We start from the raw sequence: 26229 nt of genomic DNA on the forward strand, positions 1-26229 counted from the left end.
AATATAAGGGTAGTTTGTGAGGGAAGAAGAGGAAATGCTTTTGCCTGTAATAGAACTCGTCATCAAATGTCTTCTTTCCAGATTTGTTGAGGGTTCACCTGATGACGAGTGCAAATGAGAGTGCTTGCTAAAATATGAGAAGAGTATTGTCTACCAATCGATTTCCGGAAGGTTTTTCGATTTCAGGTATTCATTGGCTTTGCTAAAATGATTGTTGCCGAAAAATCCTCGTTTGGCGGATAACGGAGAAGGGTGAGGGGACTTCAGTACTAAATGTTTGGATGTGTCAATAACAGCTCCTTTTTTCTGTGCGTAAGAGCCCCAAAGGATAAAGACTACGTTTTCTTTTTGTTCAGAGACCACCTGAATCACTTTATCGGTAAAGGTTTCCCAACCTTTCTTTTGATGAGAGCCCGCATCATTGGCTCTTACAGTAAGAGTAGCATTCAGCAAAAGTACTCCTTGCTCGGCCCATCGCTCCAGGTTGCCGCTTTGGGGAGGTTCTTTACCTATATCGTTTTTTATTTCTTTGAAAATATTGCGAAGGGAGGGAGGGAAGGGAATGTCATCATTTACAGAAAAAGATAAGCCGTTTGCCTGTCCGGGACCATGATAAGGATCTTGACCGAGTAGAACGACTTTGACTTGTTCGAAAGGGCATTTGTCAAAAGCATTAAAAATGAGTTTACCAGGGGGGTAAATTTTGTAATTTTGTATATCCTCTTTAATAAATTGCGTTAAATTTTTGAAGTAATCTTTGTCAAATTCCTCTTTCAAAAGTTCCTTCCAAGAGTTGTTAATACTTACATTCATTTTTATTAAGAGTTTTTCTGAAATAATTTGAAGAATTATGTAGTTTATTTTTTGTAATATAAATTGAGCACAATAGCTTTATAGGAATTTTACTATTTTCGGATGTAAATTAACTATCATCAGGGAACTTCCGTCTATTATAATTGATTTAGTTTTAAAATTTCTTACATACGATGGTGACCAAAATTACTGAAGGCATAAAAGTAAGCGTTGAAACGGAATACCAGCCAGAATATTCCAGTCCTGTACAGTCTCATTTTGTTTTTACTTATAAAATCACCATAGAAAACCATAGTGAATTCACCATTCAGCTCTTGCGAAGGCACTGGTTTATTTCGGATGCCAATGGCATCCGAAAAGAAGTGGAAGGAGAAGGGGTGGTCGGCAAACAGCCGGTGATTGAACCTGGGCAAGTACACCAATATGTTTCGGGATGTAACCTGAAGACTGGCATAGGAAAAATGCGTGGAACGTATTTGATCGAGCGAATGATCGATGGCAAACACATCCACGTCAATATTCCTGAGTTTAATTTAATTGTTCCTTTCCGAATGAACTAAGAAAGGGTTTTATTCATCATCAAATTCTTCTAACCTTACTACTGCATTTTCCCATTCTTTTGTAGTTGATTCTACGTCAGATTTCACTTGCTCATATTGAGCAGATAATTCTGAGAGTTTGGTATTGTCCGAATAAATTTCCGGGTCAGCCATTTGGCCTTCCAGTTGTTGCTTGAGCGTTTCCAACTCGTCAATTTTTTGCTCGGTTTCTTTAACTTTGTTCTCTAGCTTTCTTCTTTGTTTTTGCCGCTCTTTAAATTCCGCATCGTTGTAGCTTTTCTTCTTCTCTTTCTTTTTACTGAGTGATTTTTCGGGTTGAGCTACTTCTTGCTTGGCTTCTTGTTCATTTTTCCAGGTTAAATATTCTCCATATGTACCGGGATATTCTTTGATTTGATGCTCTTCTATGTACCAAATTTTATTGGCCACATTAGCAATGAAATGCCTGTCGTGAGAAACGGTGATAAATGAGCCTTCGTAATTATTCAGTGCTTGAATCAACAGGTTGACCGATTGAATATCCAAGTGGTTAGTCGGCTCATCCAGCAACAAGAAATTTGCCTCTGAGATGAGCGTTTTAGCCAGTGCTACCCTGGATTTTTCTCCTCCGGATAGAACTTTGATCTTTTTAAACACATCATCCCCACTGAACAAAAAGCAACCCAGTACGCTTCTGAGGTCTTTTTCTGTTTTTCCGGAGCCGGCTTGTTTTAACTCTTCCAGAATTTCATTTTCTATGCCCAAGGCTTCCAATTGGTGTTGGGCATAGAAAGCCGGCAATACATTGTAGCCGGTTTCCCGGTGTCCGGTTACAGGTTCGGTGCCTGCAATGATTCTGAGCTGCGTGGATTTTCCCTTTCCATTGGCCCCGATCAAGGCAATCTTATCCCCCCGTTCTATGGTTGCATGACTTTCCTGCAAAATGATTTTTTCTCCAAATGCCTTTGAGACATTTTCCATTCGGAAAATAATCTTTCCTGGCTGTTGCTGAAAGGTAAAGCGGATATTTAAATCTACGATTTCTTCGGTCACTTCTTCCACTTTATCCATCTTTTCCAACAGTTTCATTTTTGACTGTACCTGTCGCGCTTTGGTAGCTTTGGCCCGGAAACGGTTAATAAACTGTTCCGTTTGCTTTATCTTTTGTTGTTGGTTTTTGAAAGCGTTGCGTTGGATTTCATTTCTCAACTCTTTTTCTTCCAAGTAAAAAGTATAGTTGCCGGAATAGAGTTGGAGTTTACCACCGGATACTTCCACAATGGTATTCACGGCTCTGTCGAGGAATTCCCGGTCGTGAGAGACAATAATAACCGCCCCTTCGTAATTGCTTAAATAGTTTTCCAGCCATTCGATAGAGGGAAGGTCTAAGTGGTTTGTCGGCTCATCCAGCATCAGAACAGAAGGCTTTTGCAAGAGAAGTTTTGCTAACATGACCCGCATACGCCATCCTCCGGAAAACTCCCATAAAGGACGTTGCAAATCTTCCGTGCTGAATCCCAGACCTTCCAGGATTTCTTCCGCTTTCGATTGAATGGTATAGCCGTCTAAGGCTTCGAATTCCTCCTGTAATTGTGTTAGTTTATGCACCAGGTCCTCTTCATAAGCTTCTTCCAACTGTTTGATGACCTGGTTGATTTGACTTTGCAATTTCAATTCTTTCTCAAAGGCCTGCATTGCTACTTTAAGTATGGAATCGTCACTTTGATACGATAACAAATCCTGATTCAAAAAGCCGATCGTACAGTCATTTGCCTTTGAAATAGTACCTGCATCGGGAGTCAAATCTCCATAAATCAATTTCAAAAGGGTGGTTTTACCGGTTCCGTTTAAGCCTACTAAGCCAATGCGGTTTTTAGGTTTTATATGCAATGAAGCATCTTCATAAATGGTTCTGCTTCCGTAGTGAAAGGAAAGGTTTTGTATTGCTAACATAGTTTGATCGTTTCGGAATTTTTGAATGTGCAAATTTCTTGAATTATTCCCTGGAAAGAAAATTGACTTGAAAATGCTTGAAGAATACGCCAGAACTTATCTATTCACAATATTTGCTTCTGTAAACGGCTCCCTCATGAATCCCTAATTGGTAAGCTTGGGACCATAAGTTACATGCCTGAAGGGTATCCTTTACTTGAAGGTGGTACAGCCCCAAGTAAAAATAAGGAATGCCATTCTTCGGGTTTATTAAAAGGGCATCATTTAACTTTGGAAGTGCCTTTTCAGGTTGATTTAATTGGAGTTGGCTCACTGCAAAACCAATTAATGCTTCTCTTCGGAGACTGTCCGATGCTTTCTCTATTGATAAGACTTTGTCGTATTCTGATAAAGCTTCTTGAAACAGTAACTCTTTGTAAAGGAAAATGTCCCCTTTTAATAGATGAGCTTCCAGATAATCAGGCGAAAGCAACAAGGATTTTTCCAGGGCTTCCAGAGAATTTTGATATCGCTGGGCATTGTAACAAGCAATGGCAAGTGTCCAAAAGTATTCTTTCGGAGGGTTTTCTGACAGTGTGATAGCCCGGTTAAGATGTGAAATGGATTCGGCAGAGCGAACCTTTTCCCGTACATATATACTCCCTAACAAGAAGTGGGCTTTTTCAAAATCATCGTCTCTTTCTATGGCTTTGGAAAGCAGGCTAATTGCTCCGTAGGGATTGTCTTTTTGGATTTCGGTGGCTTGCCTGTAAAGGCTTTTCGCTGTGTGTTTCTGCATAAAATTGAAAAACAAGGCCATCGCAAAAAGTATGGCAATAAAGCCCAAAGCTACAGCCAGGTGAATTTTTCCGCGGTTTTCCGGAGGGACTTTCCGGGAAAAACCTTGGTAATATTTTCTGGTGTGCCTGGTTTCCGGCCCTGAAGACGGATGAGTAGTAGTTTCGGAATAGTCTTTTAGTAAATACTCATCATGAAGGGCCTTTTTGAGAGGATCAGACAAAATTTGATACGCTTCGTTGATCAATTTGAATCTTTCCTCTGATTGATGGTCTTCCGGGTTGCGATCGGGATGATATTTTAGCGCTAACTTTTTGAAAGAGGACTTGATTTCATGCTCACTTGCATTATGATTTAAGCCTAATATTTGGTAACAATTTATCAAGGGCGATGTTCGGGTTAATCTTCAGTATATGAAACAGCTTTCTAAAAACTACTATATTAGTACAAAGTTAGCAGATTCTTCAGGGTTTTGTTTTAAAACCTTGAACTTAAAGATGGAACTTTGTGAAAGTTATTGAGGGTGGATGTTTGAAACATTGCTACCGGGCTAAGGTAATTTTCAAAACCGCGAAAGTAGAGTTCCCAATGAGCTTATCCATGTGCTGCAAGAGTAAAGTGCGTGCAAAAGACAAACCTAGGGTGTTTGGAAAAGAGTAGGGGCATCAAAAGCTTCTGACAAAGTAATTTGTGGTATGAATGTATAAATTTAAACATGCTCTTATAGGGATTTTGAGAGGAAGGATGTATTATGTTGGTTTATTTAAATAGTGATTTGACAGTGGTATTTCTCCGGTTATGGCTTTAATCAGTAAGAAGAAACCTATTTTTAAAATTAATAAGACATTGAAAGAGTACCTTATCCGGTATAACCGCTATGCCAAGGTGCCGATTCATTATCCTGACCTATTGCGTTATGAAAATGCCATCCCTTTGTATGACTCTCTAGGCAATGATACATTATGGGTAACTGTATTTTATAGCCAGACAGATATGAGGACGATTTATGAAAACCTCAAACATATCTATGCCATTTTAAAAGCCGGAGGGGATGAGTCGGTGATCAAGCATTTGTATATCGACCGGGTGGATTTGTGTATTTATGGAAATACGAGGCCTTTCCGGGTGCGGGTTGTCAACGAAATCAATGACAACTTTGACTATTTTTATGTGAAAAATGCCGATGCTTCAAGGGTATACGGTTTGGAGTTGGAAGAGGTGCTGTCGCCTAACCGGGTAAGCTATTTGGTACATGGGGAGACATTGATCGAAGAGCATATCGCCGGAATACCCGGAGAGCAGTTTATCAAAGAATATTTGGACGATTGGCGTTTGAACAAAATCCGTTTGGCCAAAGAGTTTGTCAAATTCAATGAACGCTGTTTTGTAAGACTGTTAGGGGATATGCATTCGAATAACTTTGTGGTGGATATCACTCCGGATTTTGATGAAGTCAGTTACCGAATCCGGGCGATTGATTTTGATCAGCAGTCGTATGAAGGAAAGCGCTCCATTTACATGCCTCAGTATTTTAAACAAAACAATCCCATCATCCATGTAGGGTTGGAATGCATGACTCCGGAAACAACCCGGCAATATCAGAAAGAGGAGAGGGTGTTGATTGCCAACCGGTACCGGGCTTCAAAGTTCAAAATCAGAGGGATTTTATATGCGATGAAGTATGACTATATCTCCAACCAGGAAAACACCCAGAAGTTAAAGGAAGAATTGAGTCAATATTATAAGAACAATGCCTTTATGCAATGCAAAAATATGGGTGAAATTCTGGAAACGAGCCTGAATTTCACCGTATTGAAAGTATCATGATAATTTGCCTTCCTCAATCATTCCCTTCAACATGAAGTGGGCTGCTGCCGGGTTGGTTGCCAAAGGAACATTGTGCAGGTCACAGAGGCGAATAAGCATTTGAACATCCGGTTCATGTGGATGCTTGCCCAGAGGGTCTCTGAAGAATACCACGGCTTTGATTTGCTCTTCCACTACCATAGCGGCAATTTGTGCATCTCCTCCTAGCGGGCCTGATAATTTTGCATCCACTTCCAGGCCTGCTTGTCTGACAAACTTTCCGGTGGTGCCGGTCGCTACAATTTCAATATTTGATAACCCGGTCAGATGATCTTTTAAAAAGGCCACCATTTCTGCTTTTTTGCCATCATGGGCAATGATTGCTATTTTCTTATTCGTCATAATTTTCGTTTTATATCCATCACTTTACCAGGTCAACAAAAAAATAGCCGACCTATCCTGGTCGGCTAAATTAAAATCAATTCTGCGTATTTCATATACTTACTTGTAACCTTTTTCCGGCTATTAAGGAGCTTAAGGCTCTGGTATACCCTTTGTCTTTTAGGATATAATCCATAATTCCCAGCTTAATAATCTCAAATAACAGTTCCTCATTATCTTCCGGAAGTAGTAGAATTAAATGGGTGTCCGGAAGCATTTCGTACAAACTTTCCACCATATGCAAACCACTCATATCTGACATAGGGTAATCCATAATGATGACTTCGGGAAATTGCTGATGGTGATCTTTCAGGTACTGAATGCTTTGGAAGCATTCTTTGGGGTCTTTAAGAGAGATGATTTCATATTCACCTTTTAAAGAAGTTTTTAGGTAAGACATCCCCGCTTTTTCTGCTTGGATATAATACAAGGTTCTCATTGTAAAGAATGATGCTTGGTTAAGGATTTTAGCTAATTGTTGTTGCTAGTATCAGTAATATAAATTTACTTGTTTCTGAGGTTTTGTGGACTTTTCACATGTCCCTTTAATATTTATTAACGAACAGAAATATCCAAAGGTATTTTAGGATTAATTGAAGGGCTGCAAAAGAGTCACCCTTTGTTCTGTGTTTATTCAAAAAACATGCAATAATTAAATTGAAGAAAGAGGGTTTTTATCTTGGCTTGTTAGATGAATGAGTAAAAAACGGATACGTAAATGATGTCACTTGGGGGAAATAGACGTAAAAAAATAAGGTTTTGAAACGATCTGTTCAAAACCTTATTTTTTTACAAGTGGAACGTATTGGATTCGAACCAACGACCCCTGCCCTGTCAAGACAGTGCTCTAAACCAACTGAGCTAACGTTCCTTTTCTTTGGCTGTGCGAAATTATAAAAAATACCTGTTTTTTCTGCTTTTTCAGGTAAAAATATTTGTCATGGGGGAAAATATCTTCCGGATTGTTCTGTCCGGAAGATATTGTTTAAGTACTTTTAGCGGGTGTTTTTTATTAGTATTGATTTCATTTTCAGAATGTTTCTCTGCTTAGTGAACAATCAAAATGTTGGAAACCTTCCGTTCACCCCGGTGATCAAATTTTTTGTTATCACTAGGCATGTTTACCACGCCATTGTCCGGTTGATCTTTAATCCACATCGTTGTGGAGCCTCCTCCATCCAGGTTGATTGCTTCATTGCACCCCAGAGCAACCAATAGTTTTTGTAATTCGGGCAAAGTCATTCCCGAAGCTTCTTCGGCACGTCCGTCAATGGTGATAAGATAGAGTTTGTTTTTCACGGTGCAAGCACATGTACGGGGGTGTCTGTTTTGTACAAACTTGGAAGGGTTCTCTAAATTTTGCAGTTGGGCATCATCAATCAATACCGGACCGGTGACTAAGACTTGTCGCAAATTGGGGTTTTGATTGTAGTTACGATGATCTTTTTCTTGTTGTGCGACACTCACAGCATTGTTCTGATCAATCAACAGGGCCCCGTTCAAATGATCATGCGGTTGCCATTTGCCTACTGTATCCTTGTCAAGAATTTTCCCATCTACCTTGATATACGTTACAGAACCTCCGTTGCGCATATCAAAAAAACCGGCATTGACAGCCGCAATGGCTTCTGTCTCTTTGGCCATTTGGCTGGTAATGACGTTCTCTTCGGGGTTATAAACGAGTTTTACCTTTCTTTTTTTTAGATTGACCTCCAAAAGGTTGATATTTTGTGAGGTTCCATTCCATGACTCGAGATATGCGTGTTTCCAAATAAGTCCTTTAGCGATTTTTTCTTTTCCCCACTTGATTTTTTGTGCTTGGGCATAAACGGAGTTTAGTGAAAGTAAGCCGGCTAAAAGCAGTAGCAATTGAATTTTTAGCAGTTTCATCGAAATAGTATACTTTTAAGTTTTGATGGAATTGAATCATACAAAGAAGTGAATTAAACTTTTTCTTTTTCCGAAAAGATGTTTCAAAAAGGCCTCCTCTGTGTTACTTTTTTCAACAATAGCTTTGGTTATTCTCTTCAAAAAGTGCCTTGATGAGCCGATTTTGATTCCATCTTTGGTCAAAAACTAGAAGTATAAACCACTTCAAATTCATATCCTCGAATTTAGTTGGGAATGGTGATAACTATCCTTGAAGAAGACTCTTTTTTCTGAAAGAAAAACAATGTTCGAGAAAGGGGAAGAACTCTCATCGGTGCTATGATAAGTCGAGGCATACTTTTATGCTTTTGCAAATTCATGAATATATTCCAAAGACAGCCGGTCATTTAGCCTTTGTGAATAATGTAATTTACGCATGATCAAATCTTGATCTAGTAAAAATTCCGCAGGCATGGTGTTAATGGACTCACCGTCAGCCATCAAATGCATCGGCAGCCCTTTGAGTTTTGCTTTGATAGCCGTTTGTACAAAGGAGGTGATATGACTCATGGTGGATTTGTAGGCAGACTCTTCGAGGCCATATGTTTGGTACCATTTTTTATCCGGATCTGAAATGATAGGGATGGGGTTCATCTCTTGTAAGAAGGAGCTTTTTGTAATGACACTTTCCTTTGACTCGAAAAAGAAGATCATTTCCATGCCTTTTTCTTTCAATTCCTGGTATGCTTTTGACAATGTGTAGACGCGTAAGTTGCAAAAGGGGCATCCTGCATGTCTGAAAAACCCCAGAAATACCTTTTTGCCTTTGTATTCTGTCAGGTCTATGGTTTTGCCAAATACATCTTGGGTTTTGAATAAAGGGGCAGAAAGGTTAATTTCAAGAGGAGAGAAGGTTTTGTTGTCCATGTAAATTCAGGTTATTGGGTTTACAATATACATTTTATCTTACCAAATACCGGTTTGGTTGTGTAATTTAAAGTACATGATAGTTTTCGTTTTATGATATCTCGTAAAAATTGCATTCCGTTTGTTAATTTCACAGATTCACATTGAGACATAAACGAATTGATGAACCGTTTCTTAACCACGGATGAAGCCTTGCGGCTCCTTCATATTTGCAATGATTGTGAAATCCCTTTTCAATACGACCGGGAAAAGCACCGGTTGCTCATTCCTTACGAAAGTCAGGGTGGGCAAGAGGAAGTAAAGTTTCGGCTACCGATACATGTACCGGAGCCGGAGAGTCCGGATGAATTTGAGGAGGAAGGGATTAACTATGTACTGGTTCTCATTCAATCCGGAAGTGCTGCCGTAGGATATTTTGAGCATGATTTAAACCTCGATCATAAGGTGTTTAAATCCTATATGGTGAGAAAAAAGCAAGGCAAGAGCCAAGTGAAGTATTTGAAGTCCAAAGGCAAGTCCAGGGCTGGTTCAAGAGTGAGGTTGGCAAATACTGTCAATTTTTTTGAAAATATCAACGAGCGCCTCCAACAGTATTTTGATGACTATAATGTTCACCGGATCGCTGTCAGTTGTTCTAAAACCTTAATCCCCTTTGTTTTCAATTCCAAAGTAGAATGCCCTTTTACGAAAAAAGACGAGCGTATTTTGAAAATTCCCAAGCATTTGCCCGCTCCTAATTACGAGGTTTTGTTGGAGGCCCACCGGTTTTTGATGAAAGGAGAGTTGATTTTTGACGAACCAGCACAGGCTTTTGTAGAAAGATTGCTTCAAAAGGCCGGAGCAGGAAGTGATTGAGTGTATAAATTTTCTGCAAGGTATTCCACGAAACAGATATCTCTCTTTTCAGGTATTAAAACTATCCGGATTAGACAGGGCTTAAAAAATCACAAACTGGTGTTGATATGTTGATAAGTATGTTGATAACTAATGGGTTGTGCTTTTCGCTTGGGCAAAAAATATTGGGGTCTTTATGCGAAATCATAACCGTGGATATACCCTCTACAGTATGTACCTCTTACTCTCTGCGAAAGTCAAAAAAAACAATCTTTTTCCGTTCCGGCTTACAAATCGGAAATTAAGATTTCGAAATCTTAATTTCTTAACTAATTTTGCCATTGCTGTGTAATATGGCATATGTGAACCATAAGGGTTTTGTATAAATCCAAATTGAATACTGAATACGATGCAAATACTTAGTGAACAAGAGATTCAAAGAAGGGAAAAAAGGCAAGAATTAATGAAATTAGGGGTAGAGCCCTATCCTGCCGAGTCCTTTGAGGTAAATGTTACCACCAAAGATATTTTAACCAACTATCCCAGGTTTAAAACTCACTATAAGGATATTTCGATTGCCGGTCGTTTAATGATTAAACGGGTGCAGGGAAAGGCTTCTTTTGCGGAGATCCAAGACGCTTCGGGCCGTATTCAAATTTATGTGAACCGGGATGAAATATGCCCGGAAGAGGACAAAACTCTTTACAACACAGTATTCAAAAAACTGATGGATATCGGGGATATCATCGGGATTAAGGGATATGTATTTACCACCCAAATGGGGGAAATTACTATTCATGTAAAAGAGTTAAAACTCTTGTCAAAATCCTTGAAACCTCTCCCTATTGTAAAAACGACTACAGACGAAGAGGGCAAAGAAACCGTACATGATGCCTTTCAGGATTCGGAAATGCGTTATCGCCAACGCTATGTGGATTTGATAGTAAACCCTGAAGTCAGAGAGGTGTTTATCAAACGCACTAAGTTGATGAATGTCATGCGCAATCATCTGAACGATAAAGGGTACCTGGAAGTAGAAACGCCCATATTGCAACCTCTTTACGGAGGAGCGGCAGCCCGTCCTTTCAAAACACATCACAATACCTTGGACATGACATTGTACATGCGTATTGCCAATGAACTGTATTTGAAAAGACTGATTGTCGGGGGGTATGATGGGGTGTACGAGTTTTCAAAAGACTTTAGAAATGAGGGAATGAGCCGTTTTCATAATCCGGAGTTTACGCAAATTGAACTGTACGTAGCCTATAAAGACTATGAGTGGATGATGGATTTGGTGGAAGAATTGGTAGAGAAGATCGCCTTGGAATTACACGGTGACACCAAAGTGCAAGTAGGGGAGAACATCATCGACTTCCAACGACCTTGGAAACGCTATACCATGTTTGAGGCTATTGAGGAGTTTACCGGAATTGATATTTCGGAAATGGATGAACCGACCTTGGTGGATACTGCTAAAAAACTGGATGTGAAGGTGGATGATACGATGGGCAAAGGCAAACTGATCGATGAAATTTTCGGTGAAAAATGTGAACCTTATTTGATACAACCTACCTTTATTACGGACTATCCGGTAGAGATGAGTCCATTGGCGAAAAAGCACCGTGACAAACCGGGTTTGGTAGAACGGTTTGAAGCGATCTGTAACGGAAAAGAAATTTGTAACTCATTCTCCGAGTTGAATGATCCCATCGATCAACGCAAACGGTTTGAAGAGCAATTGGAGTTGGGTAAGAGAGGCGATGACGAAGCGATGGTCTTGGACGAAGATTTCTTAAGAGCCTTGGAGTACGGAATGCCTCCAACAGCCGGATTAGGAATCGGTATTGACCGTCTTTCGATGATCATGACCAATCAACCGTCCATTCAAGACGTTTTGTTTTTCCCACAGATGAAACCGGAGAAGCAACCGGAAATAGCCACCTTGGAAGACTACAAAAAACTAGGTGTACGGGAAGAGTTAGTCCCTATTTTGCAGAAATTAGGTTTATATACCATTGAAGCGCTACAAGAGGCCATTCCAAGTAAGCTGTTCAATGATGTATGTGGAATGCGAAAGAAGATGAAGTTAAAAGAGGTGAAAAACCCTTCGAAAGAAGAAGTGGAAGCTTGGGTAACAGCGAAAGTAGAAGAAGAGTAAAAATTAGTTGAAAAACAGGGGGAAGGGGGAAAGGATTCAGGTCTTTCCCCCTTTTTCTATCTTGAAAGTTCCTGAGAGTTACATCTTGCTGTTTTGATCCGCTTGGTTTTTGAATGGGTGATTGATTTGCTCGGAAAGCGCTTTACCTCCTTTGATATTAAAATCGATCGTCCGGATCGGCCATGGAATACTGATATCGTTTTGGTCAAAAGCTTTTTTAATTTCTATAATCGCTTTGTTTTTTGCCATTAGGTAATCTGCCTGGTGGTTGGAGTTGATCCAAAAATAAACTTCAAAATCAATGGAACTTTCATTAAAAGTGGTGTAGTTGATCAACATATCATCTTTATAAGTAATATAAGGCAAATCCATTAAGGTATTCCTGACCACATTTTGTACGAACTCCAGGTTTTCGGCATAAGAAACTCCCACTTCCAATTTCACTTTGCGGCCGGGAGTAGAGTGGAAATTAGTAAAAGGATTTTCGATGATTTCTTTGGATGGAATCAAAACGATTTGCCCGTCAAAAGTCTTGAGATGCACCACCCGTAAGTCAATTTGCTTTACAACCCCCATATACTCGTTGATCTCAATTAAATCACCTACCCTCAATGGACGCTCCACCGCAATGATAATTCCCGAAATAATATTAGTGGCGATATTTTGAAAGGCGAAGCTAAGCCCCAATCCGATGATGCCGGCACCGGCCAAAAGGGATGTGACCGTTTCATCCAGATTCAGAATATTGAGTGTGATAAGGATCCCTTCTATAACGACAAAATAGTACAACAGGATAGAGAACAACCTGCGAATGGTGACATTATCAATAAATTTTTCGAAGAGGGAAAGAGAGGCTTTTTTTAGCAGTTTGGCTATTTGCAACGTAACAACAATGACAAAGGTGGCAATCAGAAGGTTGGGCAATAAGTCAATAAACCCTACCAGCCAGTTTACTATTTTTTCTTCAACAATTTTTTTTCCTAACTCCAAAATTTCCTTCATGAATAATTGAATATTTGAGAAACCTAACAAAAGAAGCTGCAATCTACATCAATTCGGGATTATCTTATGCACTATGTGATCGTGATGTATCTTTTTTGTGAAAATTTAAACATACTCTTAAAGGGTATTGGATGTAAATTATGTTTTAAAAATACTGTTTTTGACATTAACCTCTAATGAAAAAGCCATTTATAAATTGATAGTCAAGTAGTTGTTGTTCGTGAGAGTAGTATACGGGGTAGTATAAAACTCGATGATATCCTCATAAAATGGCTTAAACAACCAGAAGAGTATTTGCTAATTTGAAGAATGTATCTCATTTTTGTCATTATTTAAAATAAGTCTAAATAAATATATAGTATGCCAATTTCCAGCACTACCATCATACTAGCGGATACTCAAGATCTTATATCGAATGGGATTAAATACCTCTTTTCCCATCAAAAACAGTATCAATTGATTAGCACAGTTGGCACTCAAAAGGATTTATGGCAAGTGTTAGAAACGGCTCAGCCCGACTTATTGATCATTGATTATCTGAATGTGCGAAATCTACAAGTAGAGGATTTACAACAAATTAAAGGGACGTTTCCGGCAGTTCAAATTTTGATCATCACTGCGGATAAGTCCAAAGAAAATATCCTTAAAGCACTGAAAATAGGTGTTATAGGCTTTCTAACAAAAGATTGTTCCAGTGAAGAGGTGCTTCAAGCAATCTGCTCCGTTATGGATGATAAAAAGTTCTACTGCCAAAGAGTGTTGGAGTTTTTAATGGAGGAACGGGTTGCAAAAGAAGAAAAAAGTATGCATCAATTCAGTGCTCGCGAGATGCAAGTCATTCGCTTGATTGCCAAAGGCAAATCCACTCAGGAAATCGCCGATGTTCTGTGTTTGAGTTTTCATACCATTAATTCCCACCGCAAGAATATTCTCAAAAAACTCAAAGTAAAATCTCCGGTGGAATTGGTCGTAAAAGCGATAGAAATGGGCTTAATCACCCCCAATAGCAAATCTTAGCATAGCACGTTTTGACGATTAACTTGTAAGTTTGTTGGCAGAATGACTATGTGCCACCCAATAAGCTTATATCCATGCCGGCTTCTCAAGGAAAAACGTTGCTCAAATTTCTTTTTTATATTGTCAGTATCAGTTTAATTGTTTGGGGATGGAAAACAGATACGATTGACTTTTTTTCATGGACCGCCAGAGTCTATGCATTCTGGTTGGGTATTGCCATTCTTTCGGCAATCATGTGGGCATTGGGTCCTTTGAATTCCCCGAAATGGCCATTGGTCGCTTGGCTATGGGCTGCTTTGCTTCTCGTTGATGCCTGGTTTATTTGGAGAATGTCCGGCCATGGTAATTTATGGTATGCCGTAGCTACTACCGTATTGGTGATTCCCTCCGGATTCGGTATCGGTATGTTAGTATTGACCGTAGAGAAATATAAAAGAAAAAAATAGGGGCTAATTGGACTTGTCATATTGAGGTTCTCCTATCGTTTGTCTGTCCCCAATCAAATCGTGAATGATCGTTCCCGGAAGGCCGATCCCGGAAGGCTCTTCTTACTATTTCCGATCAAATCTCTTTCGTATTGAACAAGGTTTTTCAATCACTTATCATTTTCATCCTGTAACTAGACTCCTTTATGGTTTATTTAAACGGAGCGATACAGGGGGGGAGGTGGATTAGAAATTTAGCATTTTTAAAATTGAAGTTTCAGAATAAATTGAAATAAAAGAAAATACTCGGTTCTACTTCCCATCAAAACGGCAATACTTGGTGAAAGCAAGGAGGGTAAGCGGTATTGAAGTATGGCCTTTTGCGTAAATGCTAAATTATATATACCTAATAGTAGTGATGTATACCTATAAATAGTATACGCTATTCCCTAGTAAAGGAAAGGTAAATACGCTTGGTCTAGCGATTGACAAGGAGAAAGGCGACCTATACCTTTGTAGTAATTTAAAATCATTCTAAATAACAGATATGCTTAAGATCAAAACCCTCTTCATATTACTTATGGCTTGCGCAGTTTATGCCTGTGGGCCGAAACAATCGGCCGAAACCGTAGAAAATCAGAAACAAAACGATGAAAAGGTACTGCATAAACTCGTGACAATTGGAGGTACTGTTTCAGAAATTGTTTGTGCATTAGGCAAGCAAGAGTGGATTGTAGCTACTGACCGGACGAGTACTTATCCAGCTGCTCTTCAACAGTTGCCTTCGGTGGGGTACCGGACGAATATCAAAGCCGAAGGAGTTGTTTCTACCGGGGCCAACATGGTATTGGCGGACGAAACCAGTATGAATCCGGATTTAAAAACTCAATTGGAGGATGCCGGAATTACTGTAAAAGTATTCAAAAACGAATTAACCCTTGACGGTACCAAGAAGTTGATCCATGAAGTGGCAGAAAGTTTGAACTTGAAGGAGGAAGGAACGAACTTGGTACAAAGCCTGGAAGCCGACTGGCAAAAAGTAACGGAAAAACTGCAAGGCGTAGCAACAAAACCCAGTGTCATATTTGTCTATGCCAGAGGGGCAGGAACGATGAATATTGCCGGAAAAGGTACTTTTGCTGATGAGATGATCCGCTTGGCAGGGGGCACTCCGGCCATTCGGGATATTGAGCAGTTCAAACCCTTAACTTCCGAAGCCTTGATCGAAGCCAATCCGGATTTTCTTTTGTTTTTTGATTCGGGCTTGGAAAGCCTGGGTGGGGTAGAAGGTGCCCTGAAAATTACCGGGGTGGCAGAAACTACGGCCGGGAAGCAAAAGAATATTATCGCTATGGAAGGACAATATTTATCCGGCTTTGGTCCCAGGGTAGTGCAAGCAGTCTTGGAATTAAGTGAATTGATTCACCCCCAAGCTCAATAAAGGTTGATTGTGAGGTTGCCTTTGAGGCGACCTATTGTGAGAAGAAGAATTTATGAATAAAACTACATTGATACTGTTGGCTTTGTCCGGACTATTGGGGTTGAGCGTTTTGTGGTCACTTTCTGTAGGTGCGGTAGACATTAGTAGCGGACAAGTCGTGAGTGTTTTTTTACAAAAGCTTTTGGATGTTTCCTGGATGGACTTTTCAGATCAACAGGCGAGAGTTTTGATGGATATCCGCTTCCCTCGCATTCTGTTCTCAGTAGCAATTGGGGGGGGCTTAGGGATCAGCGGAGCAGCCATGCAAGGTTTGTTTCGCAATCCTTTGGTGGAGCCTGGTTTGATAGGAGTGTCCAGCGGAGCAGCATTGATGGCCGTATTGTTAATCGTCTTTGGCAGTTTATTGCCAGCGGAAATCTTTGAGCAATGGAAAAATAACCTACAGCCATTGGTTGCCTTTGTCGGTGGCTTAATTACCACACTGCTTGTATACCGATTGAGTCGGCGAAATGGTAAGACGCAAGTTACATTATTGATTTTGTCAGGCGTGGCGATCAATGCGATTTTAGGAGCCAGTATTGGTTTGGCCTTGTACTTTGCCGATGACCAGGCCTTGAGAAGCTATACTTTCTGGAGTATGGGCGATCTGGGCGGGGCATCGTGGAGCAAAGCGGGTTTATCGATTCCTTTGGTATGTGTGCCCGCTCTGTTTTTAGTTTTCTTTTATAAACCCTTGAATGCACTGGCTTTGGGCGAAGCGGAAGCCTGGCACCTGGGAGTCTCTGTAGAAAAGGTGAAATATGTCATCATCGGACTGAGTGCTTTATCCATTGGGGCCTCGGTGGCCGTAGCAGGAATGATCGGATTTGTCGGCTTGGTAGTCCCTCATATTTTGCGGGTCACTTTCGGTCCCAATCACCAACTTATTCTGCCAGGATCTATGATAACAGGCGCTTTGTTACTCAATTTAGCGGACTTATTTGCCCGCACAGTGGTAGCGCCCTCCGAAATCCCCATTGGGATTGTTACGGCTTGTATCGGAGGGCCTTTTTTTCTCTGGCTATTAATGAATGTCAATCAAAAACGCTTGGTTTAAGAGAGTATAAAGGTCGAGTCATATCGGTTTCGAATTTGTGATTCCGTTCCTGCAATTCCTGATGTTTAACTATTTGAAATGTATCAAATAACCGTACAAAAACATACTGTTGGTCATAAGGTGTTACTTTCAGACTTGAGTTTGGAAATAAAACCGGGAAAAGTATTTGCGATTTTAGGGCCAAATGGTGCCGGGAAGTCTACCTTATTGAAGTTGCTTTCAGGGGAAGCAAAGGTTAAGAAGGGACGCGTTGTACTTAACCAGTTGCCAATTGAGAAGATTCCTCCGGCACAATTAGCCGGTATGCGGGCCGTATTGCCACAGCACTCTCAAGTAGCCTTTCCTTATACCGCTTTGGAAGTTGTAAAGATGGGAGGGTTTTCGTGGAAAATGTCACAGGGAGACTTGACTGTGAAAGCCCGGAAAATCATGCAGGACCTGGAAGTAGATCATTTGAAAGACCGGGTAATTACTACCTTATCCGGTGGAGAGCAACAAAGGGTTCAATTAGCCCGGGTAGCTTTACAAATCAGTCAACCTTCGGAAACGGATAAGTTTTTGTTGCTAGACGAACCCTCTTCCAGTTTGGATATGGCCTGTCAGCATTTGATCTTTGGGTTTGTAAAAGAACTTACTCAACAACAAATCGGAGTGATTGTGATTGTACATGATTTGAATATTGCGTTACAGTATGCCGATGAAGCGGCTTTGCTTATGAAGGGTAAGTTGCTGACCTTAGGGACAACAGAAGAAGTATTGACGCAAAAGAATATAGAAAAGGCTTACCAACATCCGGTAAGGGTGGTGTACGATCCGGAGGGATACAGAAGCCCCATCATTTTGTCAGAACCGAAGCCGGTTAAGGCAACAAGTACAGAGAGGGAAAAAGCCGTTTTCAAAGATTGATCGCAAAAGATTGAATAGTGTAAGAGTAAAAAAATATATAAATAATCTCATGAGTACAGCAACATTTGAACAGAATACCAGAGTTAATTCTTTAATAAAAGCTTGGGAAGAGATTCAGAAAGCAAAGCCCGAAACTCGGATACGGAATGCGGCACAGGAGCTGAATGTCAGTGAGTTGGAGCTGTTGGCTACCAGGGCCGGAGAGGATTGCATTCGATTGACGGGCAATTGGCCGGAATTTGTCAAGCGTTTGCCAGAGCTGGGTCCCGTAATGTCACTTACCCGGAATGAAAGTTGTATTTTGGAACACAAGGGTACTTTTGACGAAGTCAGTACTTTTGGAGAAGGGAGCAGGGCCATGGCTACGGTACTCGGTCCGATTGAAAGCCGTATGTTTTTTAAGTCTTGGTTTGTGGGGTTTGCCGTAAAAATGGAAAAGCGAAACCGGACCTTGCATAGTGTACAAATTTTTGACCATGCAGGTGAAGCCATTACTAAAATATACCTTCAAGAAGATAGCCATTGGGAAGCTTATGAAACGCTGATCCGGGACTTCTCTTCTCCCGATCAAGGCAAATTACAGGAAGTAACTCCCTATCCGGAGGAAATTTATGCCGAAGAAATCGACCAAGAAGCCTTCTTGGAAGATTGGAAAAACTTGAAAGATACACACGCGTTTTTCGGAATGTTGCGAAAATACAAAGTACACCGTTACGATGCGATGCATCTGGCGGAAGGGCACTTTACGTTTCAGTTGCCAAAAGCGTCGGTAAGGCAGCTCTTACAAAGGGCTTCCGGCCAGAAGCTTCCCATCATGATCTTTACCGGTAACCGTGGAAATATCCAGATTCATCAGGATATCGTCAGAACGATCCGGGTGATCGAAAGAGAAAGTGCCGTATGGTTGAATGTATTGGACCCCACATTTAACATGCATTTGCGTGAAGATCATATCGCCTCTGTTTGGGTGGTGAAAAAACCTACGGAAGACGGAGTGGTTACTTCCGTGGAAATATACGATGATAACAAAGTGTTGATCGCGCAGTTTTTCGGTTTACGCAAACCTGGAAATCCGGAATTGAAGGAATGGGTTGAACTCGTAGACCAACTTCAGCCATAGGTATTGTATACGAATAAAGCATCCGTCAAAGGGAGACTTATGTGGTGATAAAATTACCAAAATGAGTGATAAAGTTTCCAGCCCAATGTTGTTACACACATAAGCTCCCTTTTTAATAAACAAACAAACGGTACAGTCTGAAATCAAACCAAGAGTGTATTAGCCGGTTCCGGTACAGCTCAAGTTAATGCTTTCGATTATGAACAATTATCCATTCAAACATGTGGTGATCCTCATGCTGTGTTTGGGAGTAAACTTCACTATCCATACTTTACACGCTCAGCAACTGTCAGTGCTGTCAGGCCGGGTATACAATGCTCAAGGAAAACCTGTGCCTGGCAGCCATGTGCTGCTATTAGGAACCACCCAAGGAAGTGTAACAGACGACCAAGGAGCTTTTGCTTTCTCCGGAATAACGGCTGGTTTATATCAACTGGAAGTTTCAGCCATAGGGTACCAACGTGTACGAAAGGAAGTGCTGATAGAAGCCGGGAAAAACAAGGAGCTGACCATCGCCTTAAAGGAAAACAGTACGCAGTTGGAACAGGTAGTAGTCACTGCTACCCGGACAGCCCGCTTGGCCGACGAGGTTCCCGTGCCTTTACAAGTGGTCAATGCCTCTCAAATCCGTCAAATAGGGGCTATGCGTTTGACCGATGTCTTGGCAGAACAAACCGGTTTGCAATTGATTCAGGACCATGGAACAGGGATCCAGGTGCAGGGACTCGATGCCGACTATACCTTGATTCTTTTGGATGGAGAGCCTTTGATCGGAAGGAGTGGAGGAACGCTGGATTTGGACCGTCTGTCGGTCGGAAATATAGAACGCATAGAAGTACTAAAGGGGCCTTCTTCTGCGCTGTACGGTAGTGAAGCAATGGGCGGAGTGATTAATATTATTACTCAAGGTCAAAAAGATCACCAAGGCATTTGGGGAACTGCTAAAGGACAGTACCGTAGTTTTCAAAAATTGGACCTCAACTTAGAAGGGGGGCTTCGGACGAAACGCCTGGGGGCAAGCTTGTTTGTAAACCGGAATTCTTCCGAGGGCTTTGATCTGGACCCTTCCACAGTATCTCAAACCGCTCCTCCTTATACCAGTCATACCGTGCAGCCCAAGTTGCGTTATCGATTTGCTGAAAATATCAATTTGGAGCTGTCAGGCAGGTTTTATCATGAAAAGCAAGAAAATACCTCTGAGGTAGAAATAAATGAACGAATGCAATTGTTGGATGAAGAAAGCCAATTGAAAGAAGGTAATTTGACGAGCAAGTTAACCTGGCAATTGGAAGACAAACATCTCTTCACATTAAAGAATTATACAACCCGCTATAAAACCTTGTCTGAGATTTTTCACCGGGAAGATGGGTCCGCATATAGTACCGATGAATTTACGCAATGGTTAAGCCGGTCGGAATTAAAGTACGATGTGTATTTTAATGACCGGCAAATCAGTACTGTTGGAGCCGGATATACGTTGGAAAAACTGGATGCAGACCGCTATTCGGAAACCGACCATTTCAACACTTGGTTTGGTTTTGCCCAACACCAATGGATTCCCCATAAACGTTTTAACCTGACTGCCGGCTTCCGTTTTGATGCCCATAGCCATTATGCCGACCGGATCAGCCCGAAATTGGCGGCTCTTTGGAAGCCTTTTGATTGGTTGAGTTTGCAAAGTTCTATAGGCGGGGCTTATAAAGCTCCCGATTTCAGACAGTTGATGCTAAACTTTACCAATCCCACCGTAGGATATACCGTCTTGGGTTCTACATTGGTAAAAGAAGGGCTGGATAGACTGATTGCCGAAAAACAGGTGATAGAAAGCGACATATTATTGCCTCTTGCTGAAGATTATGAAATCAAAGCCGAAAATTCCATGGGGTACAATGTTGGTTTTGCACTCAACCCTATATCTGCTCTGAAGCTGAATACGAATTTTTTTAGAAATGATATCCATGATTTAATTGAAACAGTAGCCATTGCCCGGAAAACCAATCAACAATATGTGTATACCTATATCAACCGGAACAAGGTAAGAACTCAAGGGATAGAAATCAGGGCAACGTATGCTCTCCCCGTGAAAGGAATGGAAATAGGTGCGGGATACAATTATTTGGACACCAGGGATTTGGAGGATTGGGAAAACCTCAAGGCTGGAAAAGTCATCAGAAAGAATCAAGCTACAGGGAAAAACGAACGGGTAAAAAAAGAGGAATACGAAGGTTTGTTTAACCGTTCGAGGCACTCAGGAAATATTAAGTTGAGTTATCGAAACTCCCGGTACCTGTACGGATTGTCCGTCCGGGGGATTTACAGAGGGCGGTATGGCTGGCGGGATATGGATCAAAGCGGCTTGCTCGATCAAGATAGCGAATATGCGGACGGGTATTGGATGTTTCATATTTCAGTAAACAAAACCCTTTGGAAGAATTTGACCGTGGATGCCGGAGTTCAAAATGCTTTGGACCTTGAAAGGACTGAAGGGGCCAGCATTCCGGGAAGAATATGGTATGCAGGACTTGCTTTCAACTTCTCAAAAGAGAAAAAATAGTTGAGGATTAGCGCTTCCTTTTCTGAGAAGATTTTCGAATACTCTTATTAAAAAACAGGATTGTCATTCGCTTTTTTACAGGTGAAACTGGCAAGTCTATGATTTTGATTTTCAAAATTACTCAAAAACCACGATTGGTTTCCTCTTACATTTCTAAGTTTTGAAGAGGGAGGCATATATAATTTCTAATTCAATTTTAAATTCCAAATGATAACAAAGATGAAATTTCTTAATTCAGCAGTGTGTGTAGTATTAATGAGCCTGGCATCGTTTGCTTGTGATAAAGATGATGATAAGAACACGGATACGCCTCAACCGGATTTGGAAGTAAAAGCAGCCAAAGATATTCCGGCTAATTTAGAAGAGGGCGGAACTCCGAAATTCACCTATTATAGTTTACGTACAGGCGAAATAGTGAACGAATCAGCGGCCAATTCCAAGCAATGGGATTTGGCATTTTCCGGTACTAAAATATTGGTGAATGGAGGAGCCAGCGGACCGGGAGAAGGCGCTGCATTGATATTGGAAGGGGAGTTGTTTGACGAAGTGGAGGAAGCACCTGCCGAAGGGTATACCCAGGATGGGGAAGAGGTGCTTGCGATTCCGGCAGGCTCCGGCAATGGTTGGTACAAGTATACCGGTGGAGAGCCTCCTATTCATGCGATATTACCCATTGTAGGAAGGGTGATTGTTTTAAAAACCGGTGATGGTAAATATGCCAAAGTAGAAATTATCAGCTATTACAAAGGGAACCCGGATACTTCAACCGAGGAATTTGCGGACCCTGAAAAGCGTGAGGGCAGGTATTATACCTTTAATTATGTACTGCAAACTGACGGAAGCCGTAATTTTTAATAAGGTTTTTGTACAAAAGAATATACATGCTTCATGTATCATGAGGCCATCCAAGATATGGGTTAGTTTCTGGGATCGGTGAATGTGTTTTTCTCCGGTCCCTATTTTAATAGTTCAAATTCAAGTTCTGGCTACTGTTTTCCTTATCGGAAGTTGAAAATTCGTTGCGGGGTAGAGAAATTTTAAAACAAGTATATTCTTCCGGTTTTGAATCAACATCTATTTCTCCATGAAGCTTTTGCACTGCTTTGCGCGCCAAATATAAGCCCAAACCATTGCCTTTGGAATGTACATTTCCCCGGTAAAACATATCGAATATTTTGTCTTTTATCTCGTTTTTGATCCCGGCCCCGTAATCTTTAATTTCAATTTTGTAATGTTCGTGTTCTAGGATGAAGTTAACCTCTACATTTTTATTCACGCTGTGTTGGTTATAACAAAATGCATTTTCCAGCAGGTTGGATAAAATCACTTTAAGCAATTGTATATCGGTAATTATCTGAAAGTGGGAGGGAAAGTTTACATGGAAGTATTCTTTTTGAAACCCAGGGAGCGAGTACGTGAGGCTTTGTAAGATGTCTTCCACTTTTTCTTGAGAGATTTTTTCGGTTTTAATCAAGTTCTTTTGCAAACTATAAATGGTAAGAAGTTTTTGCAGCGTTCTTTCCAGGTTAAGGGATGTATTTTCAAAATGAGTAATGTATAAATGTAATTTATTGGCATCGTTTTCCAGATGCGCAAGTTTCAAAATGCCCAACATGGTAGAAATGGGGCCTCGCAGGTCATGAGAAGCTCGATATAAGAAAGTTTCCAACTCCTTGAGTGTATGGTTTAATTTGGAAGTTCTTTCTTTAATCATCAATTCCAAATCATTATTCATTTCCTTTAGCTCTGTTTGTGCGGTTTCCAAGGCTTGATTTTTCAGGTCAATCTTGTCTCTTTGCATAGCCACTTCATCCAATAGTGTCTGGATCTCTTCATTTTGAGCTTTGATCTCTTTATGCTTCTCTACTAATTCATGGTTGGAAGAGCGCAATTCGTGTGTTCTTTTGACAATTTCCGTCTCCAGCTTGTCTTTTTGTTGTTTAAGGTAGCTTGTTCTGATTTTGATCAAGGTATAAACCAAAAGAATCGCAGAGAAGGCCATGCAGGCTTTGAACCACCAGGTTTGGGTGAAGGGAGGAGAAATTACGATTTTTAAGGTGCTGGCATGTTCCGGCCAATGTTTAGTATCCAAGGTGGCTTTTACCTTTAAAGTATAGGTGCCGGGGCTTAAATTACTGTAATGGACATAGCGCCTTTCCGAACTGGTATATTGCCATCCGGAATCTAAATTTTCCAAATAGTAGGCGAATTTTACATTGTTTTGAAAATTATAGGTGAGGGGAGAGAATTCCACCGTGAAAGAGTAATCCTTGTACGATAAATGAAGTTGTTGGGTAGAAGCCAGACTTTGAGAAAGCAGTTCCCTTTGATCATACAGCGTGTTAGGAAATATCTTTTGATTAAATATTTTGAGATTGGTAAAGGTAACCTGTAAAGGTATCGCTTGTATTTGAAGACTATCCGGGTTTAGTAGATTCAAGCCATTTGCTCCACCGAATAGCAAGGAGCCGTTATCCAGGCAAAAGGAAGACCTAGGAAGAAATTCTTTGCCCTGTAAGCCGGCAAACTGTGGGATTTCTGTGATTTGACCGTGCATGGTGTCTATTTTTGCAATCCCGTTAAAAGAGCTTGCCCATAGGTTTCCGTGATGGTCGAATTGTAAGCCCATGATGGCATCGCTGTGTAAACCTACTTCTTCATTGATCACTTTTATGAGGCGGTAAGTTGAATCCAGTACATTGATACCACCTCCCTGTGTCCCGGCCCAAACCCTTCCATAGCTGTCTTCGATCATACATATGATACTGTTGTTAGAAACCCGGTAAGGCGGAGGGCTGTTTTGGTGTATATGGGAAAAAATCCCCTCCTGCTCATCGTCCAGAATATCAATTCCGTTGGAAGTTCCCACCCACAGCGTATTTTTTGAATCGACCAATAGGCATAGTATATCATTATTTGCAAGTGATTGGGGATTTGTGGGCTTGTTTTGAAAGTAGGTAAAGGTTTGGGCCTTTCTGTCAAAGTAGCATATGCCATCTCTCAAGGTTCCCAACCAAAGGTTTCCTTTTTGGTCGGGTTGAATATCCCATATATGCAAGCTTTTCAGGTCACTGTTTGCTGCGGTATATTGTACATATTCTTTTTTATCGGGGTGGTAACAAAGCAAGCCTTCGTTCCAGGTTCCCATCCATAAATAGCCCTCATCATCTTCGTAAATGCATTTGATGACCTCTGCTTTAAGCTTATTGAAGGTAGCGTTCACTTGTTCGAATTTAGCCTCTTTCCGGTCGAAGCGATACAGCCCTTTGCCATCCGAACCGATCCAAATGCGTTTTTTATGATCTTGTTCGAAGGAGAGGATTTTATTGGTATGAAGGCTATGCAGCCCTTGATCACGATGAAAATGCGAGATGTTTGTTTTGTTGGGACTATGTTGTGCCACACCACTTTTCATTCTTCCCAGCCAGACATTGTTGTCCCGGTCTTCGTAAATGGCATAAACCGGATCCCTTTGTGTAAAGGCATCCGGTATCCCTTCTCTACTGTAAACAGTGAAGCGGTTACTTTGTGAATTGTACAAATACAGGGCTTCACTCCCTATCCACAGGTTGTGTTGCCGGTCGGCTTTTAAAGAGGTGATGTAATTAAAATGAAGCGCACTGTTGCCTTTGTGGTAATTATAGAGCGTATGTTGGTTTAAGTTGATTTTGTATAGACCGTTTTCTTCCGTTCCGATCCAAAGCACAGTATCATGTGATGAATAATAAAGGCAAGAGACAGACTGATGAACCTGACTTACCCAAGGATAAAATTCGGCCACGTCTTCGGGGAGAAGTACTTTTCCGAATTGGTCAATGACTTCCAGACCGTCAAAAGTTCCTACCAAGAGACTGGAATCGGGTAGGAATACCAAATCGGTAATGGTATTACTTTTTAATTGTCGGCCTTGTTTTCCAGCGACATTATACGTTTTCAGCTTTATTTTTTTGGAGGCCGAGACGACTTCTATGCCATCTCCAAAATAGCCTACCCAAATATTCCCTTTTCCATCCTGCACCATTTTACTGACCTGATTGCCCCATAGTTGGTGAGAGAGGGCGCCCCGGGGCAGTCTTTTCATAGATTCCGTAGCGGTGTGATAGACGGTGATTCCCGAGGGGGTACCGATCCAAAGTTCATCCTCTACGCTGAGGAGGTTTCGTACTGTGTTATTACTCAGTGAATTACTATCGTTTGGGGAGTGGTAATACGTACTGATGGTATAGCCGTCAAATTTATTTAGCCCATTGGGAGTGCCAAACCACATATACCCTTGTTGGTCTTGGCTAATGGCATAAACATGGTTGTGGGAGAGGCCCGCTTTGTTATCATAGTAGTCAAAATTTAACGTAGTTTTCTGTGAAATTCCCCATAAGGGAATAAGGTTCATGAAAATCAGTATGCGAAAAATTTTCCACATGCATTGTTGGGTTATTTATGGAAATATAACAGTCAATTCTAATTAGGTTGATGATTGGAAACCTAAATCAATCTAAAAGCTGAAGTTGTTTACCTTGCTGAAATTGAGATAGATAGTTTGTGTTATGC

Annotated in this window: 21 protein-coding genes and 1 tRNA gene; 12 read left to right on the forward strand and 10 right to left on the reverse strand. The window is 40.9% G+C overall.

Annotated elements, in window-relative coordinates:
* Window positions 1-150 precede the first annotated feature (150 nt).
* Entirely contained in the window at window positions 151-813 is a 663-nt protein-coding gene (ung, locus tag AAG747_RS18300) for a uracil-DNA glycosylase (RefSeq protein WP_346822661.1), read from the reverse strand.
* Window positions 814-986: 173 nt separating this feature from the next.
* Here ung and apaG point away from each other — a divergent pair, with 173 nt between their 5' ends.
* Complete coding sequence (gene apaG, locus AAG747_RS18305; RefSeq protein WP_346822662.1) at window positions 987-1373, forward strand: Co2+/Mg2+ efflux protein ApaG; 387 nt, start codon at window positions 987-989, stop codon at window positions 1371-1373.
* Between the two features lie 9 nt (window positions 1374-1382).
* Here apaG and AAG747_RS18310 read toward each other — a convergent pair whose 3' ends face one another.
* Together AAG747_RS18310 and AAG747_RS18315 are read right to left on the reverse strand one after the other, a co-directional pair.
* The gene (locus AAG747_RS18310; RefSeq protein WP_346822663.1) at window positions 1383-3305 is read right to left on the reverse strand and encodes an ABC-F family ATP-binding cassette domain-containing protein; all 1923 of its coding nucleotides are present in this window, start codon (window positions 3303-3305) and stop codon (window positions 1383-1385) included.
* Between the two features lie 100 nt (window positions 3306-3405).
* Window positions 3406-4467 carry a tetratricopeptide repeat protein gene (locus AAG747_RS18315; protein WP_346822664.1) on the reverse strand — a complete coding sequence of 354 codons (1062 nt, stop codon included), beginning with the start codon at window positions 4465-4467 and terminating at the stop codon, window positions 3406-3408.
* 413 nt (window positions 4468-4880) lie between these two features.
* Between AAG747_RS18315 and AAG747_RS18320 the strand changes: the two genes are divergently transcribed.
* Window positions 4881-5909: a hypothetical protein gene (locus tag AAG747_RS18320; protein WP_346822665.1), complete on the forward strand. Its 1029-nt coding sequence runs from the start codon at window positions 4881-4883 to the stop codon at window positions 5907-5909.
* Here AAG747_RS18320 and AAG747_RS18325 read toward each other — a convergent pair.
* From AAG747_RS18325 to AAG747_RS18345, 5 genes are all read right to left on the reverse strand, one after another.
* Window positions 5904-6290, reverse strand: coding sequence for a methylglyoxal synthase (locus AAG747_RS18325; protein ID WP_346822666.1), 387 nt, complete (start codon window positions 6288-6290; stop codon window positions 5904-5906). The two genes, AAG747_RS18320 and AAG747_RS18325, sit on opposite strands and share 6 nt — an antisense overlap.
* Window positions 6291-6381: 91 nt before the next feature.
* On the reverse strand, window positions 6382-6768 hold the full coding sequence (locus AAG747_RS18330) for a response regulator (RefSeq protein WP_346822667.1): 387 nt from the start codon (window positions 6766-6768) through the stop codon (window positions 6382-6384).
* A 357-nt stretch (window positions 6769-7125) separates the two neighbouring features.
* Window positions 7126-7200 (reverse strand) — tRNA-Val (locus tag AAG747_RS18335).
* 176 nt (window positions 7201-7376) lie between these two features.
* The gene (locus tag AAG747_RS18340) at window positions 7377-8219 is read right to left on the reverse strand and encodes a phosphodiester glycosidase family protein (protein ID WP_346822668.1); all 843 of its coding nucleotides are present in this window, start codon (window positions 8217-8219) and stop codon (window positions 7377-7379) included.
* 339 nt (window positions 8220-8558) lie between these two features.
* Window positions 8559-9125: a redoxin domain-containing protein gene (locus tag AAG747_RS18345; RefSeq protein WP_346822669.1), complete on the reverse strand. Its 567-nt coding sequence runs from the start codon at window positions 9123-9125 to the stop codon at window positions 8559-8561.
* Between the two features lie 162 nt (window positions 9126-9287).
* Here AAG747_RS18345 and AAG747_RS18350 point away from each other — a divergent pair, with 162 nt between their 5' ends.
* Together AAG747_RS18350 and lysS are read left to right on the forward strand one after the other, a co-directional pair.
* Window positions 9288-9980 (forward strand): hypothetical protein, encoded by a 693-nt coding sequence (locus AAG747_RS18350; RefSeq protein WP_346822670.1) that lies wholly within the window; start codon window positions 9288-9290, stop codon window positions 9978-9980.
* A 388-nt stretch (window positions 9981-10368) separates the two neighbouring features.
* Window positions 10369-12120: a lysine--tRNA ligase gene (lysS, locus tag AAG747_RS18355; RefSeq protein ID WP_346822671.1), complete on the forward strand. Its 1752-nt coding sequence runs from the start codon at window positions 10369-10371 to the stop codon at window positions 12118-12120.
* Window positions 12121-12198: 78 nt separating this feature from the next.
* Here lysS and AAG747_RS18360 read toward each other — a convergent pair whose 3' ends face one another.
* Entirely contained in the window at window positions 12199-13122 is a 924-nt protein-coding gene (locus AAG747_RS18360; RefSeq protein WP_346822672.1) for a mechanosensitive ion channel family protein, read from the reverse strand.
* Between the two features lie 360 nt (window positions 13123-13482).
* Here AAG747_RS18360 and AAG747_RS18365 point away from each other — a divergent pair, with 360 nt between their 5' ends.
* From AAG747_RS18365 to AAG747_RS18400, 8 genes are all read left to right on the forward strand, one after another.
* A complete protein-coding gene (locus tag AAG747_RS18365) occupies window positions 13483-14139 on the forward strand; it encodes a LuxR C-terminal-related transcriptional regulator (RefSeq protein WP_346822673.1) in 657 nt (218 codons plus the stop codon).
* Window positions 14140-14213: 74 nt separating this feature from the next.
* The gene (locus tag AAG747_RS18370; RefSeq protein WP_346822674.1) at window positions 14214-14585 is read left to right on the forward strand and encodes a hypothetical protein; all 372 of its coding nucleotides are present in this window, start codon (window positions 14214-14216) and stop codon (window positions 14583-14585) included.
* Between the two features lie 526 nt (window positions 14586-15111).
* The gene (locus AAG747_RS18375; RefSeq protein ID WP_346822675.1) at window positions 15112-16005 is read left to right on the forward strand and encodes a heme/hemin ABC transporter substrate-binding protein; all 894 of its coding nucleotides are present in this window, start codon (window positions 15112-15114) and stop codon (window positions 16003-16005) included.
* 52 nt (window positions 16006-16057) lie between these two features.
* On the forward strand, window positions 16058-17101 hold the full coding sequence (locus AAG747_RS18380; RefSeq protein ID WP_346822676.1) for a FecCD family ABC transporter permease: 1044 nt from the start codon (window positions 16058-16060) through the stop codon (window positions 17099-17101).
* 78 nt (window positions 17102-17179) lie between these two features.
* The gene (locus tag AAG747_RS18385; RefSeq protein ID WP_346822677.1) at window positions 17180-18007 is read left to right on the forward strand and encodes a heme ABC transporter ATP-binding protein; all 828 of its coding nucleotides are present in this window, start codon (window positions 17180-17182) and stop codon (window positions 18005-18007) included.
* 49 nt (window positions 18008-18056) lie between these two features.
* A complete protein-coding gene (locus tag AAG747_RS18390; RefSeq protein WP_346822678.1) occupies window positions 18057-19127 on the forward strand; it encodes a hemin-degrading factor in 1071 nt (356 codons plus the stop codon).
* 199 nt (window positions 19128-19326) lie between these two features.
* Window positions 19327-21681: a TonB-dependent receptor gene (locus AAG747_RS18395; protein WP_346822679.1), complete on the forward strand. Its 2355-nt coding sequence runs from the start codon at window positions 19327-19329 to the stop codon at window positions 21679-21681.
* Between the two features lie 219 nt (window positions 21682-21900).
* Window positions 21901-22536, forward strand: a complete 636-nt coding sequence (locus tag AAG747_RS18400; RefSeq protein ID WP_346822680.1) for an HmuY family protein — start codon at window positions 21901-21903, stop codon at window positions 22534-22536.
* 106 nt (window positions 22537-22642) lie between these two features.
* Here AAG747_RS18400 and AAG747_RS18405 read toward each other — a convergent pair whose 3' ends face one another.
* On the reverse strand, window positions 22643-26101 hold the full coding sequence (locus AAG747_RS18405; protein ID WP_346822681.1) for a two-component regulator propeller domain-containing protein: 3459 nt from the start codon (window positions 26099-26101) through the stop codon (window positions 22643-22645).
* Window positions 26102-26229: the final 128 nt, after the last annotated feature.

Origin of the sequence: Rapidithrix thailandica, assembly GCF_039710355.1 — a bacterium.
Lineage (GTDB): Bacteria > Bacteroidota > Bacteroidia > Cytophagales > Flammeovirgaceae > Rapidithrix > Rapidithrix thailandica.